15 protein-coding genes are annotated in these 18,116 nt (G+C 66.0%); 9 read left to right on the top strand and 6 right to left on the bottom strand.

The window, feature by feature from the left end; genetic code table 11:
- Positions 1–77: 77 nt before the first annotated feature.
- The 3 genes from DK26_RS01900 to DK26_RS01890 all read right to left on the bottom strand — a co-directional run bounded on the left by DK26_RS01900 (position 78) and on the right by DK26_RS01890 (position 3,392).
- The gene (locus tag DK26_RS01900) at positions 78–917 is read right to left on the bottom strand and encodes a carbohydrate ABC transporter permease (RefSeq protein ID WP_157089467.1); all 840 of its coding nucleotides are present in this window, start codon (positions 915–917) and stop codon (positions 78–80) included.
- Positions 914–1,711: a sugar ABC transporter permease gene (locus DK26_RS01895; RefSeq protein WP_349236320.1), complete on the bottom strand. Its 798-nt coding sequence runs from the start codon at positions 1,709–1,711 to the stop codon at positions 914–916. The genes DK26_RS01900 and DK26_RS01895 overlap by 4 nt, the downstream gene beginning before the upstream one ends.
- A gap of 307 nt (positions 1,712–2,018) precedes the next feature.
- Complete coding sequence (locus DK26_RS01890) at positions 2,019–3,392, bottom strand: extracellular solute-binding protein (RefSeq protein WP_198162269.1); 1,374 nt, start codon at positions 3,390–3,392, stop codon at positions 2,019–2,021.
- A 310-nt stretch (positions 3,393–3,702) separates the two neighbouring features.
- On the opposite strand from DK26_RS01890, the gene DK26_RS01880 reads away from it, so the two are divergent.
- From DK26_RS01880 to DK26_RS01860, 5 genes are all read left to right on the top strand, one after another.
- A complete protein-coding gene (locus DK26_RS01880) occupies positions 3,703–4,698 on the top strand; it encodes an ABC transporter substrate-binding protein (RefSeq protein ID WP_198162261.1) in 996 nt (331 codons plus the stop codon).
- Positions 4,699–4,740: 42 nt separating this feature from the next.
- Positions 4,741–6,507, top strand: coding sequence for an iron ABC transporter permease (locus DK26_RS01875; RefSeq protein WP_083532910.1), 1,767 nt, complete (start codon positions 4,741–4,743; stop codon positions 6,505–6,507).
- Positions 6,508–6,672: 165 nt separating this feature from the next.
- Positions 6,673–7,980 carry a diguanylate cyclase gene (locus DK26_RS01870; RefSeq protein WP_066467764.1) on the top strand — a complete coding sequence of 436 codons (1,308 nt, stop codon included), beginning with the start codon at positions 6,673–6,675 and terminating at the stop codon, positions 7,978–7,980.
- Positions 7,981–8,174: 194 nt separating this feature from the next.
- Positions 8,175–9,290, top strand: a complete 1,116-nt coding sequence (locus tag DK26_RS01865) for a choloylglycine hydrolase family protein (protein WP_066467763.1) — start codon at positions 8,175–8,177, stop codon at positions 9,288–9,290.
- A gap of 90 nt (positions 9,291–9,380) precedes the next feature.
- On the top strand, positions 9,381–10,214 hold the full coding sequence (locus DK26_RS01860) for a hypothetical protein (RefSeq protein WP_066467762.1): 834 nt from the start codon (positions 9,381–9,383) through the stop codon (positions 10,212–10,214).
- A gap of 27 nt (positions 10,215–10,241) precedes the next feature.
- Here DK26_RS01860 and DK26_RS01855 read toward each other — a convergent pair whose 3' ends face one another.
- Positions 10,242–11,165: a LysR family transcriptional regulator gene (locus tag DK26_RS01855; RefSeq protein WP_066467760.1), complete on the bottom strand. Its 924-nt coding sequence runs from the start codon at positions 11,163–11,165 to the stop codon at positions 10,242–10,244.
- Between the two features lie 123 nt (positions 11,166–11,288).
- Between DK26_RS01855 and DK26_RS01850 the strand changes: the two genes are divergently transcribed.
- From DK26_RS01850 to nudC, 4 genes are all read left to right on the top strand, one after another.
- Positions 11,289–12,785, top strand: coding sequence for a CoA-acylating methylmalonate-semialdehyde dehydrogenase (locus DK26_RS01850; protein WP_066467757.1), 1,497 nt, complete (start codon positions 11,289–11,291; stop codon positions 12,783–12,785).
- 25 nt (positions 12,786–12,810) lie between these two features.
- Positions 12,811–13,959 carry an isobutyryl-CoA dehydrogenase gene (locus DK26_RS01845; protein WP_066467755.1) on the top strand — a complete coding sequence of 383 codons (1,149 nt, stop codon included), beginning with the start codon at positions 12,811–12,813 and terminating at the stop codon, positions 13,957–13,959.
- A gap of 133 nt (positions 13,960–14,092) precedes the next feature.
- The gene (gene mmsB / locus DK26_RS01840; protein WP_066467754.1) at positions 14,093–14,980 is read left to right on the top strand and encodes a 3-hydroxyisobutyrate dehydrogenase; all 888 of its coding nucleotides are present in this window, start codon (positions 14,093–14,095) and stop codon (positions 14,978–14,980) included.
- 87 nt (positions 14,981–15,067) lie between these two features.
- On the top strand, positions 15,068–16,036 hold the full coding sequence (gene nudC / locus DK26_RS01835; RefSeq protein WP_066467753.1) for an NAD(+) diphosphatase: 969 nt from the start codon (positions 15,068–15,070) through the stop codon (positions 16,034–16,036).
- Positions 16,037–16,054: 18 nt separating this feature from the next.
- Here the strand turns inward: nudC and DK26_RS01830 are convergent, their stop codons facing one another.
- Both DK26_RS01830 and DK26_RS01825 read right to left on the bottom strand, forming a co-directional pair.
- Positions 16,055–17,155, bottom strand: coding sequence for a MerR family transcriptional regulator (locus DK26_RS01830; protein ID WP_066467752.1), 1,101 nt, complete (start codon positions 17,153–17,155; stop codon positions 16,055–16,057).
- Positions 17,156–17,258: 103 nt separating this feature from the next.
- Positions 17,259–18,113 carry a prephenate dehydratase gene (locus DK26_RS01825; RefSeq protein ID WP_066467751.1) on the bottom strand — a complete coding sequence of 285 codons (855 nt, stop codon included), beginning with the start codon at positions 18,111–18,113 and terminating at the stop codon, positions 17,259–17,261.
- Positions 18,114–18,116 lie beyond the last annotated feature (3 nt).

The raw sequence follows: 18,116 nt of genomic DNA, 5'->3' as shown, positions 1-18,116 counted from the left end.
CGACCGTCATTGCGAGCGAAAGCGACGCAACCCGGCCCTGCTTACGCCCGGGCCGGACCGCTCCATCGATGCTTTCGTCAGCTCTTCACGGCACCCGAGGTGAGCCCCGAGACCATGTTGTTGCGGAAGCCGTAATAGATCACCGCCGGCGGGATGGCGTAGATCAGGCCGGCCGTCATCAAGAGGTTCCAGGGCGCGTCGTCGGCCGACAGGAACAGGCCGAGGCCGACGGCGAGCGGCAACTCCTTCTCGCTGGAGAGCAGCAGGAAGGCGTAGAGATACTCGTTCCAGGCGAGCAGCAGCGCATAGATGCCGATCACCACCATGGACGGCTTCATCAGCGGCAGATAGACCATGCGGAAAAGCTGCAGCGAGGTCGCGCCGTCCATGATCGCGGCTTCGTCGAGCTCCTTCGGCAATTTGTCCGACGCCTGCTTCAGCACCCAGATCGCATAGGGCGAAGCCAACGCCACCATGGCGAGGATCAGCGCCGTGCGCGTATTTAGCAGCCCGAAGGTGCCCATCGCCTTGTACATGGGTATGGCGAGGAAGGCGGCCGGGATCAGATAGGTCGCGAGCGCGAAGTTCATGATCGAACGGCCGCCCGGCGCCTTCAGCCGAGAGATGGCGAAGGCCGCGCAGGTCGCGATGAACAGGGTGAGCAGCCCGGTCGTGATCGCGATCAGGAAGCTGTTGAAGAGCTGCAGCCAGAAATTGGTCAGGTAGTAGTGCTGCTGCTTGAAGACGATCTGGAAGTTCTGCAGCGTCGGCTGGTCGGGCCAGAGCTTGCCGGCCAGCATCGATTCCTGGTTGGAGATCGACAGCACGAAGAGGTGATAGATCGGCAGCATCGTCCAGATCAGCACCGGAATGGCGATCAGGATCAGCTTGCCCTCGTCGAGGAGCCTTTTCATCATTCGGCTCCCTTCGAGAGACGCTTCACCATGAACCAGACCATGGGCAGGATCAGCGGCATGGCCACGATGATCGATGCGACGCCAAGGTCGAGATTGTTGTTGCGCATGTAGCGGATGCCGAGCGTCGCCAGCACGTGATTGAGGTCGCCGGGACCGCCGCCGGTGAGCAGGTAGACGCTGTTGAAGTCGCCGAGCGTCCAGATCATCGAGAGCAGGGTCGAGGTGACGTAGAGCGTCGCCAGCGACGGCCAGGTGATGAAGCGGAACTGCTGCCATTTATTGGCGCCGTCGACGCTGGCGGCCTCATAGAGGTCCTGCGCGATGGCGAGCCGGCCAGTGACCAGGATCAGCGTCCAAAACGGCAGCGACTTCCAGATGTGGACGACGATCGAGGATGCAAAGGCGAGCGTCGGATCTGTCAGCCAGCCCGGCCCTTCCATGATGCCGAACAGTTGAAAGAGCTGCTGGTTGATCATGCCGTTCTCGGGATTCAGCATCACCCGGAAGGACAGGATCGTCGGGATAGAGGGCACAGCCCAGGGCAGGATGAAGAGCACGAGGACGATGCGGACCCAGGCGCGCTGGGCGACGAAAAAGCCCGACAGGAACAGCGCGATCAGGAACTTCAGGTTCACCGCAACGAACAGGAAGATGATCGTGTTGATCACCGTGCGGAAGAAGATCGGATCGGCGAACAGCGCCTTGTAGGACTGGAAATTCAGGCCGATCCACAGGCCGTAGACGACCGGATAGACCACCATCACGGCGAAGACGAGGATATAGGGCGCGAGCATGAGCACGCCCCAGAAGGCGCGGTCGCGTGCCTGCCCCGAGGTCGCGTCGCTCGGAGCCGGGCTGGAGGTTGCCATCGTTGTGGCGGTCATCTTCTTGTCTCCTCTGCGCTCAGGCCATTTCGAGACGCGTCGGCATCCCACAGCGCGATCCGCTGCGGGATGCCTGTCTGGTCAGATAGAGCGGGGCGCGAAAAACTGGGAACCGATTCTTCGCATTGAACTCGCTCTAAACGCTTAGAATCGATCACGTTTCTGTGGCTTTGGGCCGATGGCCCAAAGCCGTCGTGATCAGCGCGCAGGCTGGATGTCAGCCGGCGATCTGCTTGATGCGGGCGATCATCTCGTCGGTCGCCTGCTCGGGCGAGACCTTGTCGACCAGAACGCGGTTGACGGCCTTGGCCCAGACGTTCTCGGCGTTCACCGCCGTGAACTTGTAGTTGTAGACGAACTGGAACGGCACGGTGCCATCCTTGTACTGCTTGTAGACGACGGCACGGTGCGGATCCTTGCCATCCGACCAGAACGGCGCCTCGATGCCGGCGAGCGTGGTTGAGACCCAGCGGCCGGCCGAGCCCTCGACGAACGGACGCAGGTTCTCGTCCTTCATCAGGAAGGCCATGAATTCCTTGCCGCGCTTCTTGTTCTTGCCGTCGGCGAAGACCACCGCGGTCTTGACCGCCGCGAGGTTGGTCATGTTGCTGCCGTCGGGCTTCTTCGGGAACTCGGCGGTGCGGATGTTGTCGTAATAGTTCTTCTTGGCCGCGTCGCGCTGTTCCTGCGTCAGGGCCGGGTTGTTCATGTCGTCCATATGCTTGCCGGCGATCGAGATGGTCGCGTTATGGGTCGCGATCGTCGTGCGGTTATGGAAGGCGACGTTGTTGTCCGGATCGAGCCAGTTCACCGAGGAGGGCGGCGTGCAGCCGCGCTGCATGATGTTGGCGTAGGACTTCACCGCCTCGATCATCGCGGCGCGGTTCTTCGGCTCGTCGAGCACGATCTTGCCGTTCTCGTCGACGATCTTCGCGTCATAGGCGTTGGCGAAGGTCAGGAAGCTGTAGAAGGTGTCGGACGCCGCGACGCCGAGCGGATGGCCGACGGCGTAGATGCGCTTGCCCTTGGCGCGCGCCGCGCCCTGGACCTTGTCGCACCAGAAGTCCCAGTAGCCGTTCCAAGTCTTCGGAATGTCGCTTTCCTTGAACCCGAACTCCTCCAGCATGTCCTTCCAGTAGGTGATGTGCATCATCTGCTGCTCGACCGGGAAGGCGTAATAGGCCTTCTTGTTGGTCTTGCCGTTCATCAGGAAGGTGGTGGCGAGCGCCTGCGGCTGAAACTCCCCCTTCATCGGCTCGATCACGTCGGTGACGTCCTCGAGCTTGCCTTCGAAGGCCCACTGCCCGGTGGTGCGGAAGTCATAGGTGGTGCAGAAGCCGACATCCGGCGGTGTGCCGGCCTGGACCGCGCCGACCGACTTGGTGACGCAGTCTTCCGTCGCATAGAGGGAGAGGTCGACCTTGACGCCGGTCGCCTTCTGGAATTTGTCGACGACGGAGAGCAGCGCGTCGTCCTCGCCCTTATAGAAGCCCTTGGTGAACCAGACGGTCACCGTTTCCTGCGAAAGGGCAGCTCCGGACCAGCCGACCGCCAGCGCGGCCAGGGCAGCACCGCTCACCAGATTGCGCATTGATTTCATCGAAAACCTCCCATTTAAAACGTTTAGATTTAGCGTTTCTCGCCGCCTGAGCGCGAAGCTAGTCGAAAACCCCCCTGATAAACAAGCCGTCCAAACGACCGAAATTCGCACGTTTCAGACAGCAGGCGGGCAGCGATGGCACTCCGCGTCGATGGTCGGTTCGGACCATGTGACCTCAATCCTGTCCCGCACCTCCACGATTGTCACGAATGTGTCGTCTACGCGGCCTAACGGCCTCGCAGAGGAGGCCGCGACACCGTCCTGCAAGAGCGCGGAGGCAGGCCTTCCACCCATAAGGTCCATGGAGACTGCCATGCGTTCCCACGCAATCGCCGCCGCGCTCGCGCTCGGCCTCGCCTTCCCCGCCATCGACTCGGCCGTCGCAGTCGAGGGCAAGCTCGTGCTCTATACCAGCCAGCCGAACACCGATGCGCAGCAGACGATCGACGCCTTCAAGGCCAAGCATCCCAAGATCGAGATCAGCTTCGTGCGCGACGGAACGCCGCGGGTGATGGCCAAGCTGCGGGCCGAATTCGAGGCCGGCGCGCCGCAGGCCGACGTGCTCTTGATCGCCGATGCGGTCACGATGGAAGGCCTGAAGAAGGAAGACCGCCTACTCGCCCATGACAAGGCGCAGACCGCGGCCTATCCGGCTGGCATCCACGATCCCGCCAAGTTCTGGTTCGCCACCAAGCTGATCACCACCGGCATCGTCTACAACACCAAAGCGACGCTGAAGCCGACGAGCTGGCTCGACCTGACCAAGCCCGAAGCGAAGAATCTGCTGGCGATGCCGAGCCCGCTGAACTCGGGCGCGGCGATGATCCACACCATCACCCTGACCGGCAGCCTGCCCGGCGGTTGGAGCTTCTACGAGGAGCTGCAGAAGAACGGCGCGCTCGCCGCCGGCGCCAATGGCGACATCCTGCGCCAGGTCGCCACGGGCGAGAAGCTCTACGGCATGATCGTCGACTTCATGCCGATCCGCGAGAAGGCCAAGGGCGCACCGGTCGAGTTCGTCTTCCCGAAGGAGGGCGTCTCGGCGGTCAGCGAGCCGGTCGCGATCCTCAAGACCACGAAGAACGCGGAAGCCGCGAAGGCCTTCGTCGACTTCCTGATCTCGAAGGAAGGCCAGGAGCTGGCCTTGAAGCAGGGCTATGTCGCGGCTCATCCGGAGGTGGCGCTGCCCGCCGGTTATCCCGCTCGCGGCGAGATCAAGCTGATGGCCTTCGACGCCGCTAAGGCGCTCGCCGACGAGCCGGCCGCCCGCAAGCGCTTCAGCGCGATCTTCGAGTGAGCTGCTTCGCGTGAGCCACCCTTGCGAACCCGGCGAGCGCGGATGACGCTCGCCGCCCCATCATCATCGGACCTGCCGCAACCCGGGCTGCGGCAGGCGCGCTTGCCGTTGGCCCTGCCGCGCCTTGGCTTGCCCGAGGGACTGGCCCTTCCGGCCGCGGTCACGCTCGTCGCGATGCTGCTCGGTGCCCTGCCCTTCCTGCGCCTCGCCGTCGCCGCCTTCGCACCGGGCGGGACGTTCGCGCCGGGCGCGGCGCTCGACGTGATGAGCAGCCGCTCGGCTGTCAATGCGACCCTGCACAGTCTCGAGACAGCCGGCCTCTCGGCGCTTGGCGCCCTTCTGGTCGGCGGCGGCTTTGCGCTGCTGCTCGCCGTCACGGACCTGCGCGGCAAGCGCCCGCTCGCCTTTTGCCTGGTCTTCTCGATGATGATCGCGCCGCAGGTCGCGGCGCTCGCTTTCCTCAGCCTGTTTGCGCCGAACTCGCCGGTGCTGGCGCTGGTCGGGCTTTCGCCCGCGCCCGGCACGCCCAATCCGCTGCTCGGCCGCGGCGGCATCATCCTCGTGATGGCGCTGCATCATGCGCCGCTGGTCGCGATCACGCTCTGGACCGGCCTGCGCAGCGTGCCGCATTCGCTGGTCGAGGCCGCGCAGATGGAAGGCGCCGCCCCGCAGACCATCGTGGCGCGAATCCTCCTGCCGGTGCTGCGGCCGCATATCGTCGCCGCCGCGCTGCTCGCCTTCGTCGCCGGCATCGGCAATTTCGGGATCCCGGCGCTGCTCGGCCTGCCGGTGAACTATCTCACCCTGCCGACGCTGATCTATCGCCGGCTCTCGAGCTTCGGCCCGGAAGGCCTGCCGGACGCGGCGGCCCTCTCGATCCTGGTCGCCGTCGTCGCCGGGCTCGGCATCCTCGCCGGCATGCTGGCGATGCGACAGGCCGGCGGCAAGGTCGAGATAGAACGCCCGCTGCAGCCCTTCTGGCAACTCGGCCGCGCCCGTCCCTTCGTCGCCGGCGGCCTCTGGCTGCTGCTCGCGCTCAAGCTCGGACTGCCGCTGCTCGCCCTGCTCGGCGAGGCGCTGACGCCAGCGCTGGGCGTCGCACTCTCCTGGCAGAGCCTGACCTTCGACAAATTCGCCGAGGTGCTGCTGCGGCAGGACGTGACCGTGCGGGCCTTCCGCAACTCGCTCCTCTTCGCCGGGACGGCGGCGCTGCTGCTCGCGCTGCTTTCGATCGCATTCGCCTATTCGCTGGAGCGGCGCATGGGACGGTTCAGGCGGGCCGTCGAACTCGTCATCGAGCTGCCCTATGCGCTGCCGGGCGTCGTCCTCGCCATCGCCTACATCCTGCTCTTCCTGAAGCCGCTGCCGCTGCTCGGGTTCAGCCTCTACGCCACGCCCTTCATCATCCTGTTCGCCTATCTCGCCCGCTTCCTGCCGCTGGCCTTGAAGGCCCCGGTGGCGGCGATGGCGCAGATCGAGGCGCATCACGAGGAGGCGGCCAAGCTCGACGGCGTCACGCTCTGGCAGATGCTCCGCTTCATCGTTGCCCCGATCCTCGCGCCGGCAGCGGCGGTCAGTGCGCTGATGGTCTTCCTCGTCGCGTTCAACGAGTTGACCGTCTCGGCGCTGCTCTGGTCTTCGGGAACGGAGACGCTCGGCGTCGTGCTGTTCAGCCTGAAGGAGGCGGGGCTCGCCGGCGAGGCGGCGGCGGTCGCGATCAGCGCCTCGGCCGTGATCCTGCTGACGATGCTCGGGCTCGACCTCGCCGGACGGCGCCTGCCGGCGCAGATCCTGCCCTGGCGAATCTGACTGCGAAGGGGACCATCGCGATATTCGCAAGCGGGCTGCGTTACTTAAGCGGAAATTAACGCGCTCGCCGGATGTTCGCCATTGATGGCATTCGCCTTCCGCTGCAAAGATTAGAGGGTCGAAGCCGCCATCCCGTGCGGCCTCGGTCAAGGACGTTCGAGCCCAATGGCCTACCGCGCCACCGACCGCCTCCCGCAAGGGCCCTACGCCGACGACCGCAAGATCCTCGTGGTGGAGGATTCGAAGACCTACTCGCTGGCACTCTGCCGCCGCCTCATCGAAGAGGTCGGCCTCGAACTCGTCGCCTGCCGCTCGCTCAACGAATTGCACGAGGCCGTCACCGAAAACGCTGCGGCCTACACCCTGGCTGTGGTCGACCTGAACCTGCCAGACGCCCCGCGCGGCGAGGCGATCGACTTCACGGTCCAGCGCGGCATCCCGACCATCGTCCATACCGGCAGCTTCGATATCGAGACGCGCAACCGGATCATGGAGCGCGACGTCATCGACTATGTCCCGAAGGACAGCGAGTTTGCGCTCGATACGCTGGTCCGCGCCGTCAAGCGCGCTCTGGCCAACCGGCAGACCCGAATCCTCGTCGTCGACGACGTCAAGGCGACCCGCAGATTGCTCGCCCATATGCTGACCGTGCAGCAATACGACGTCGCCGAAGTCGGCTCCGGCGCCGAGGCCCTGTCGTTCCTCGAAGCCAATCCCGATATCCGCCTGGTCGTCAGCGACTACAATATGCCGGACATGGACGGCTATGAGCTCACCCGTCATATCCGCCGCCGCTTCGCCGCCAGCGGCCTGCGCGTGATCGGCGTCTCGTCGTCGAGCGACCGCATGGTGTCCGTCGGCTTCCTCAAGGCCGGCGCCAACGACTTCATCTCGATGCCATTCGTGCCCGAAGAGCTGCAGTGCCGGATCGCGAGCAATGCCGAAACGCAGGAGCAGATCGCTCAGTTGCGCAATCTGGCCTCGCGCGACGCCCTGACCGGCCTGTTCAACCGCCGTCATTTCTTCGAGCAGGCGCCGGGATTGATCGCGGAAGCGCGGGCGCGCCGGCAGAAGAGCGCGGTCGCCATACTCGACATCGACGATTTCAAGCAGCTGAACGATCGCCATGGCCATGATCTCGGCGACCGGGTTCTGGCCGGGGTGGCGCGCTGCATCGCCCAATCGGTCGACGACAGCAGCAGCCTGCTCGCCCGCATCGGCGGCGAAGAGTTCGCCATCCTGTTTCCAGGCCTCGACGCGAAGGCGGCAATGCGCCGCAGCGACCATGTGCGGCTCGACGTCTCCCATGAGACCGTGATGATCGGCGATCATCAGATCGCCCTCACCGCCTCGATCGGCGTCGCCGAGATCGACGAGGACGGCAGCTTCGACCAGGCGCTGATCGCCGCCGATCGTGCCCTCTATGCGGCCAAGCGCGAGGGCCGCAACCGGGTCTGCGTTCAGGCGGCCTGAAGTAGCGCCGCCTCGGCACCCGCCGTCCCCGCACGAACCCATCGCCCTGTTCGGCGAGCGCCGGCCGCCTCCCACGCACGGTCCGAGCGCCCGCCCTGCACTGACAGCATGCTGACATCGCCGCCCGTTGCTTCCGGGGGGCTTGGCGGCATGCCACCTTCCGCCCGGCCTACGATTCGGGGGGAAACAAATCCATGATCGGAAATTCTGTTAGCTTGGCACGATCGCAAGCAAAGCGACTTCGCTCGCTCGGCGCCATCGTGCTCGCGGCCAGCCTGTTTGCCTCCCAGACCGCCTCGGCCTGCACCAGCTTCCTGATCCGGACCTCGGACAACGGCTCCGTCTACGGCCGGACGATGGAGTTCGGCTTCGAGCTCGAATCGCGTGCGATGGTGATCCCGCGCAATTACAAGCTCGCCAGCACGGGCGCGGGCGGCAAGCCGGCCGCCAATTGGACCGGCAAGTACGCCGCGGTCGGGCTGAACGCGCTCGGCGTGACCGCTCTGGTCGACGGCATGAACGAGAAGGGGCTCGTCGGCGGCATCCTCTATTTCCCGGGCTATGCCGGCTATGCCGATGCAGCCAAGTCCGACCCGGCGAAATCGCTCGCGCCCTGGGACGTCCTGACCTGGACGCTGACGAATTTTGCCACGGTGGCCGAGGTCAAGGCCGCGCTCGAGGGCATGACGGTGATCAGCGTCGAGCAGCCGCTGATGAAGATGGTGCCGCCCGTGCACTACACCCTGCACGATGCCTCGGGCGCCTCGCTGGTGATCGAGCCTATCGACGGGAAGCTCAAGGTCTATGACAACCCGCTGGGGGTAATGACCAATTCGCCACCCTTCGACTGGCATCTGACCAATCTGCGCAACTATGTGAAGATCTCGCCCCACAATGCGCCGCCGTTGAAGGTCGGCTCGCAGAGCTTTGCGCCGCTCGGCGAAGGTTCTGGCCTGCTCGGCATCCCCGGCGACCCGACCCCGCCATCCCGGTTCCTGCGCGCGCTCGGCTATACGCTCTCGGTCCAGCCCAGGCCCAGCGGCATCGAAAGCGTCCGTCTGGCCGAGCACATCGTCAACAATTTCGACATCCCGAAAGGCTGGATCAGGGCGGGCGAGGAGCCCCTGGAGTACACCCAGTGGTCGACGGTGGCGGACCTGACCAACCGCGTCTTCTACGTGAAGACCTATAGCGACCCGGTGCTGCGGGCGATCGACCTCAAGGGCTTCGACCTCGACGCCAAGACCATCGTCAGCGCCGAACTCAAGCCGGGAATGGCGGCGCCGGCACTTCCCTTCGTCAAGCCCTGAGCAGGCGAACAGCATCCGAGACGCCAGGGCGGCACCAGCCGTCCCGGCTTCCGACCAAGCCACAGCATTCCGGCCGGGGGGCCAAGCATCATGAAATCCAGATTCTCGCATGCCCGCTTCGGGCAGTTCGTCGGCGCGGCGGCCATCGGCCTTACAGCCTGGCTATCCTTTGCAGCGCCGGCCGGCGCCGCCGACGCTGCTGCGCCCAAGACAGTAGCGCCGCCGAGCACTGCCTCGGACTGGACCGTAACCGTCTCGCCTTATCTCTGGGGAGCCAGCCTGAACGGCGACGCGGCTGTGTTCCACCACAAGCGCGCGGTCGACGTGCCTTTCCGCGACACCGTGAAGGATCTCAAATTCGGGATCATGGGCGCGGTCGAGGTCCAGCGCGGCAAGCTCGGCTTCTTCGTCAACGGCCAGTACACCGACGTGGAAAGCCATGAGCGGTTGCGCTGGCTCGATATCGGCGTCGGATCGCAGAGCACGATGCTGGCCGCGGGCGCCAGTTACCGCCTCTTCGAGGCTGCGCTCGGCGGCGACACCGTCCATGGCACGCCGCGTATCTTCGCGCTCGATCCACTCGCCGGTGTACGCTGGACGCGCATGACTGGCAGCATCAGCGTCGCCGGGATCGGGCTCTCCAAGACCGAAAGCTGGCTCGATCCATTGGTCGGCGCGCGCATGACGCTCGATATCGACGAACGCTGGAACCTCTTCGCCGAGGCGGATGTCGGCGGCTTCGGCGTCGGCTCGCGGATCACCTACAACGCCCAGGCCCATCTCGGCTACCGCACCACCCTGCTCGGCCGCCCGACCATGCTGCGCGCCGGCTACCGGGCGCTGTACCAGGACTATCGCGACGGCGGCTTCCTATGGAAGGTCACACAGCACGGGCCGGTGCTCGGCGCCTCCATGCAGTTCTGACGGAAGCTCTGGCCGGGGCTGCGGCGCCTACGGCGCCGGCTGCTCCGCCTTCGCCTCCCCCATCAGCAGGCTGCGCGAAGCCTTCGCCTCGCGCACGATGAAATCGACGATGGCGCGCACCCGGGCAACCTCCTTGAGGTCGGCATGGACGAGGAGCCAGAAGGAGCGGGTGATCGAGACGCTTTCCGGCAGCACCGGCACCAGCCGTGGCTCGGACGGCACCATGAAATGGTGGATCACGCCGATGCCCGCGCCCGAGGCGACCGCATTCATCTGGGCGATGACGCTCGAACTCTGGATCTGGGCCCGCAGCCCCTTGGCGATCTCGTCGAGATAGTCGAGTTCGGGGGTGAAGATCAGGTCGTCGATATAGCCGACGATGCGGTGGGCGAAGAGGTCCTCCGGCGCCGTGATCGGCGGCATCGAGTCGAGGTATTCGCGCGAGGCGTAGAGGCCGAGCCGGTAGTCGCAGAGCTTGCGCGCCACGACCTTGCCCTCCTTGGGCGGCGCCAGCGTGATCGCGACATCGGCCTCACGCTTCGACAACGAGAGCAGACGCGGCATGGCGATCAGCTGCAGTTCGAGCCCGGGATAGGCCTTGGCCAGGGTCGCCAGGCGCGGCGCCAGGAAGGAAGCGCCGAAGCCGTCGGGCGCGCCGATCCGCACCGTGCCGGACAGCGCCATGTCGGCGCCGCCGATCTCGCTCTGGATGGCGAGCGCTTCGGTCTCCATGCTCTCGGCCTTGGCGAGCAGCTGCTCGCCATGGCCGGTCAGCGCGTAGCCCTGCGGCCGGCGCTCGAACAATTTGGCCTTGAGCGATTCCTCCAGCGAGGTGATGCGGCGCGAAACCGTGGCGTGATCGGCGCCGAGCCGGCGGGCGGCCGCCGTCAGGCGGCCGGAACGGGCGACTGCGAGGAAAAAGCGCAGATCGTCCCAGTCGAACCGTTCCATGACGCTTCCTCCATATCTGCTTTTATGCACGACAGGCGACTTAATCTCCCTATAGTCGTGCACAAACGATAATGGTAGGGGTAAGCGCAAGCAGAACTTTCGCAGCACAATCGGGAGGACGCCATGCGTCAGGTCGGGCATTTTATCGGCGGCAAGCATGTCGCGGGAACTTCTGGCCGCACGGCCGACATCTATCAGCCGATGGACGGCTCGGTGATCGGCCAGGTCGCGCTCGCCTCGCAGAAGGAGCTGCGCGCGGCGGTTGAGAACGCGCTGGAGGCGCAGCCGAAGTGGGCAGCGGTCAATCCGCAGCGCCGCGCCCGCGTGCTGATGAAGTTCCTCGACCTGATCGCCCAGAACAATGACGAGCTTGCCGAACTGCTCGCCCGCGAGCACGGCAAGACCATCCCCGACGCCAAGGGCGACATCCAGCGCGGCGTCGAGGTCGTCGAGTTCTCGCTCGGCGTGCCCAATCTGATGAAGGGCGAGTTCACCGACGGCGCCGGCCCGGGCATCGACATCTATTCGCTGCGCCAGCCGCTCGGCGTCGTCGCCGGCATCACCCCGTTCAACTTCCCGGCGATGATCCCGCTCTGGAAGCTCGGTCCCGCCATCGCCTGCGGCAACGCCTTCATCCTGAAGCCTTCGGAGCGCGATCCCGGCGTGCCGATGCGCCTCGCCGAACTCTTCGTCGAGGCGGGCGGCCCTCCCGGCATCCTCAATGTCGTCAACGGCGACAAGGAGGCGGTCGACGCCATCCTCGACGACCATGACATCAAGGCCGTCGGCTTCGTCGGCTCGACTCCGATCGCGGAGTACATCTACGCTCGCGGCTGCGCCAATGGTAAGCGCGTGCAGTGCTTCGGCGGCGCCAAGAACCACATGGTCATCATGCCCGACGCCGACATGGACCAGGCGGTCGATGCGCTGATCGGCGCCGGCTACGGCTCGGCCGGCGAGCGCTGCATGGCGATCTCGGTCGCCGTCCCGGTCGGCAAGGCGACCGCCGACGAGCTGGTCAAGCGCCTGATCCCGCGCGTCGAGAGCCTGAAGATCGGCCCCTCGACCGACACCTCGGCCGATTACGGCCCGGTCGTCACCAAGGCGGCGATGGAGAAGATCAAGTCCTATGTCGATGTCGGCATCGGCGAAGGCGCCAAGCTCGTCGTCGACGGCCGCGACTTCAAGATGCAGGGCTATGAGAACGGCTTCTATGTCGGCGGTTGCCTGTTCGACAACGTCACCAAGGACATGCGCATCTATAAGGAAGAGATCTTCGGCCCGGTGCTCTCGGTCGTCCGTGCCGAAACCTATGACGAGGCGCTGAAGCTGACCAACGACCACGAATACGGCAACGGCACCGCGATCTACACCCGCGACGGCGACGCTGCCCGCGACTTCGCCTCGAAGGTCCAGGTCGGCATGGTCGGCATCAACGTGCCGATCCCGGTTCCGCTGGCCTACTACACCTTCGGCGGCTGGAAGCGCTCCTCCTTCGGTGACCTCAACCAGCACGGCCCGGACTCGATCCGCTTCTACACCAAGACCAAGACGGTGACGGCGCGCTGGCCCTCGGGCATCAAGGACGGCGCCAGCTTCGTCATCCCGACGATGGGCTGAGGCCGACGGCGAAGGAGACCAGGGCATGTTCTCCCTCACCGAAGACCAGATCGCGATCCGCGACATGGCCCAGGGTTTCGCAACCGAAACCCTGGCGCCACATGCTGTGCGCTGGGACGAGGAAAAGCACTTCCCGGTCGAGGAAATGCGCGCCGCCGCGGCGCTCGGCATGGGCGGCATCTACATCCGCGACGATGTCGGCGGCTCCGGCCTGTCGCGGCTCGACGCGGCAGTGATCTTCGAGGCGCTCTCGACCGGCTGCCCGACGGTCGCGGCCTATATCTCGATCCACAACATGTGCGCCTGGATGATCGATCGCTACGGCTCGGACGAGCAGCGGCGGAAATTCCTGCCGAGCCTTTGCACCATGGAGCATCTGGCGAGCTATTGCCTCACCGAACCGGGCGCGGGTTCGGACGCTGCGGCGCTGAAGACCAAGGCCGTGCTCGACGGCGATCACTATGTGCTCGACGGCCAGAAGCAGTTCATCTCCGGCGCCGGCGTCTCCGACATCTATGTCGTGATGGTGCGCACCGGCGAGGCCGGCCCGTCGGGCATCTCGACCATCGTCGTCGAGAAGGACACGCCCGGCCTCTCGTTCGGCGCCAATGAGAAGAAGATGGGCTGGAACGCCCAGCCGACGCGCGCCGTGATCTTCGAGAACTGCCGCGTGCCGGTGGCGAACCGGATCGGCCCCGAAGGCATCGGCTTCAAGATCGCCATGGCAGGACTCGATGGCGGCCGGCTCAATATCGGCGCCTGCTCGATCGGCGGCGCACAGGGCGCGCTCGACAAGGCGCTCGGCTACGCGCAGGAGCGCAAGGCCTTCGGCGCCCGCATTGCCGATTTCCAGGCGCTGCAGTTCAAGCTCGCCGACATGGCGACCGAGCTGGAGGCCGCTCGGACCTTCCTGTGGCGCGCCGCGGCAGCGCTCGACGAGAAGACGCCGGATGCGACGAAGCTCTGCGCCATGGCGAAGCGGGTCGCGACCGATACCGGTTTCGAGGTCGCCAACCAGGCGCTACAGATCCATGGCGGCTACGGCTATCTCGCCGATTACGGCATCGAGAAGATCGTTCGCGACCTCAGGGTCCACCAGATCCTCGAAGGCACCAACGAGGTGATGCGGATGATCGTGGCGCGTTCGCTGGTCGGACGGGCCAAGGGGAACTAGCAAAGCCGGGGCATCCCGGGCGGACATAGTCCGACCCGGGATCCATTCCGGAACGGTTCAGGCATGGATCCCGGCTCTCCGCTTCGCTTCGGCCGGGATGACGACCCGAAATAAAGGCAGGGAGAGAACGAGCATGACCACGATCGCCTTCATCGGCCTCGGCAATATGGGCGGGCCGATGGCCGGCAACCTCGTCAAGGCGGGGCATACGGTCAAAGCCTTCGACCTGTCGCAGGCCTCCAAGGACGCGGCCTCGGAGCTTGGTGTCGGCATCGCCGCCTCCGCGAAAGTTGCGGTCGCAGGGGCCGAGATCGTCGTCACCATGCTGCCGGCCGGCAAGCATGTGCTCGGCGTCTGGGCCGACATTCTCCCCGCGGTGAACCCGGGCGCGCTGGTGATCGATTCCTCGACCATCGACGTCGAGAGCGCCCGCAAGGCGCATGCGCTGGCGGCCGAGCGCGGCTGCCTTTCGCTCGACGCGCCTGTCTCCGGCGGCGTCGGCGGCGCCAAGGGCGCAACGCTGACCTTCATGGTCGGCGGCAGCGCCGAGGCTTTCGCCAAGGGCGAACCGATCCTTTCGGCCATGGGTCGGCGGGTCGTGCATTGCGGCGATGCCGGCAACGGCCAGGCGGCGAAGATCTGCAACAACATGATCCTCGGCATTTCGATGATCGGCGTCTCCGAGGCCTTCGTGCTCGCCGAGAAGCTTGGCCTGTCGCATCAGGCGCTGTTCGACGTCGCCTCGACCTCGTCCGGCCAATGCTGGTCGCTGACCACCTACTGCCCGGTGCCCGGCCCGGTGCCGACCTCGCCAGCGAACAACGAATACAAACCCGGCTTCGCCTCGGCGCTGATGCTGAAGGACCTGAAGCTGTCGCAGGAAGCGGCCCAGGCGGCCGGCGCCTCGACGCCGCTCGGCGCCGCGGCGGCCCAGCTCTACGCCCTCCACAATGCCTGGGGCGAAGGCGGCACAGACTTCTCCGGCATCATCCATCTGCTGCGCGGCCGCGAGGGGAAGTAACGGCGCACCGGAGGATCATTTGCGCGCATACGAATTCTTCGTATTCGGCCGTTCCGGTCGAACCGAAAGCGCGCTAGGACGGGAGGCATGAACGACGCCTCCCGCCCCCGCGAACGCTCCGCCCTCACCGGCTTCGCCACCAATCCGCTCGACCGACGCGGCGACCAGCGCGACCAGCCCGATGCGGTCGCGCGCTATCGCGCGAGCCCGGGCACGCGCCATGCCGTCGTCGCCGGCGAGACGCCGATCCTGCGGCGAATCGGGCCCGAGGACCTGACGATCTGGTTCGACGAGGCGCAGGCCGACGGCGTCGGCAAGGCGCTCGACGAGGTCTTCCTCGGGATCCATCCGGAGGGGCAAGCCTGCTTCGGGCGGCTGATCGAGCGCCAGCTCACCGAGGCGCTGCGCGAGCGCGACGACCTCGTCGTCACCGATCTGCGCAGCGTCGCGCTGAAGCGCCTCGTGCCTGCCGAGGAAGTCGGCCCGCTCGGCGAGGCGAAGGCGATCCTCGACTGGCATTCGAGGCATCGTTTCTGCGCCAATTGCGGCGGCCCGGCGCTGATGGTCAGCGGCGGTTGGCGCCGCGAATGCGCGCAATGTGGCGCGCTGCATTTTCCGCGCACCGACCCGGTCGTGATCATGCTGGCGGTGCGCGGCGACAAGTGCCTGCTCGCCCGTCAGGCCCGCTTCGCACCGAAGATGTATTCCTGCATCGCCGGCTTCCTCGAACCCGGCGAGACGCTCGAGGATGCGGTGCGCCGCGAGACCTGGGAAGAAGCGGGGCTGCGCACCGGGGCGGTGCGCTACATCGCCTCGCAGCCCTGGCCTTTCCCGAGCTCGCTGATGATCGGCTGCATCGCCGAGGCGCTGAACGACGACATCGTGCTCGACGGCACCGAGCTCGAGGACGGTCGCTGGTTCAGCCGCGAGGAAGCGCTGCTGATGATCGACGGGCGGCATCCGGACGGCCTGACCTGCCCGCAGCACATCGCGATCGCCAGCACGATCCTCAAGGCCTGGGCGATCGACGGCGAGACGCCGACGGCCGGGGCCTGACGGCCACGGGCGTTACCGTCAGAGCGAGGGCGTCAACCAGAGCATATGGGCCTTGCCGTCATCGGCCAGGAAGATGCCACAGTCCAGCCTGCCATTGGCGAACTGGGCTTCGTAGACGTCGGCCGCATCCGGCCCGACGCCCTTGAAGACCAGCTGCCGCAGGTCGCCCTTGGCGTCGAGTTCCTCCTGCAGCATCGGGAACTGCTCGCCGACGACGATGGCAAGCTCTGGGCTCATCCGCTCCTCGCCTATACGCCCCTTCTGCTGCTCGACGATGATCGCATGCAGCACCGCGGCGCTTCCCGGCTGCGGTGTCCTGTTGCGGATGCGCGCAGCGACCGCGGCCTCCAGTGCCGCGGCCTCCTCAGCCGGCACGCGCAGGGCGAGAGTGTCGAAGCCACCCTGATGCAAGGTGAGGCTCTGCGACGACGCCCCCTTCGATGCCGCGAAACTGATCTGCGCCGGCACCGCCTTCAGGAAGAATGCGCCCTCCGCCTCCGCGAACAATTCGAGCGCCGGCTGCCCGGTGAGCTGGGCGAACAGGCTGTCGCCGCGTCTCGTGATCGTGATGATCGTGCCCGAGGGCAGCCGGTAATGGCCGACATGGCGCTCGAACAGGGAAGGATCGAGCTTGATCGGCGTGCGCGGTCTCGCCTGCTCGTAGCGGCGCCTAGCGACGCTGTCTTGTGTCAGCTCCGGCATATTGGCCTCCTTCGCCAGCTTGATGAGATCTTCGATGGAAAGCGTGCGGCCGGCGGCGAGTGTCGACCGGGCGGCCTCGACGAGGGCCAGCCCGCGCTCCGCCCTGGCGCGCTGCTCGGAGAGCGCCGCGGACTGCAATGTCAGCGTTCGGTCGAGGTCGATGGCCTTGCCTTGCAGCAGCGCGACGATGCTGGCGAGGCTCAGGCCGAGCCGCTTGAGAGCGAGAACTTCGTGGAGGCGGGCGATCTCGTCGGCGCCATAGAGACGCCAGCCCTTCTCCGTGCGCCGCGGCCGGATCAGCCCGCGCTGCTCATAGACGCGCAGCGCCCGCACCGTGATGCCGATGCGCCGGGCGCATTCATTCGCCGCGAGCCATTCTTTCACTGGGGCGCTCTGCGCCCGCGCCTTTTTCGCCATGGCCTGCCTCCTGCAGCAAGCCGTAGGCTATGACCCAGGGGGCGGCGCAAGCACCTGCCCCCTGGTTTCGTATCCCGGCCTGCCGTATCGGCAGTCGGCGGCGCTACTCGCCGGCTTCCGGGAAGGTGTCGCGGAAGGGATGGGCCGGATAGACGCCGAGGATCTTCATCTCTTTCGAGAAATAGGAGAGCTCGTCCAGGGCACGCTTCAGCTCGGGATCGTCGGGATGGCCCTCGACATCGCTGTAGAACATCGTCGCGGCGAATTGGCCGTCGACCATGTAGCTCTCCAGCTTGGTCATGTTGATGCCGTTAGTGGCGAAGCCGCCGAGCGCCTTGTAGAGCGCGGCGGGGATGTTCCGGACCTGCCAGATCAGCGTCGTCACCGTCTTTCCCGAACCATGGCGGGCGAATTCCGGATATTTCGAGAGGATCACGAAGCGGGTGGTGTTGTGCTTCTCGTCCTCGATATCCTCCATCAGGATGTTGAGGCCGTAGACATCGGCCGCGATGTGCGGCGCGATCGCGGCGCGGGTGAGATCGCCGGCTTCCGCGACCTGCCTGGCCGAACCTGCCGTATCGGCCGCGACCTCGGCCTTGAGGCCGAGCTTGCGGATGATCTTGCGGCACTGGCCGAGCGCATGGATATGGCTCTGCACCGTCTTCAGGGTCGCGAGCGTCGCGCCCTCGACCGCCATCAGATGGAAGCGGATCGGCAGGAAATGCTCGCCGATGATGTGCAGGCCCGAGCGAGGCAGCAGATGATGAATGTCGGCGACGCGGCCGGCGATCGAATTGTCGATCGGGATCATGCCATAGCGCGCCTTGCCCTCGGAGACGGCCGCGAGCGCATCCTCGAAGGTCGGGCACGGCAGGAGCTCGCAATCGGGGAAGGCCTGCAAGGCGGCCTGCGACGAGAAGGCGCCGGGCTCGCCCTGATAGGATACGACGACAGACATGGT

The sequence above is a fragment of the Allobosea sp. WAO genome, from assembly GCF_001509835.1.
In the GTDB taxonomy this organism is placed as follows: Bacteria; Pseudomonadota; Alphaproteobacteria; order Rhizobiales; family Beijerinckiaceae; genus Allobosea.
Note: the sequence above shows the minus strand (reverse complement) of the source record. Positions and strands in the feature narration are given on the sequence as shown.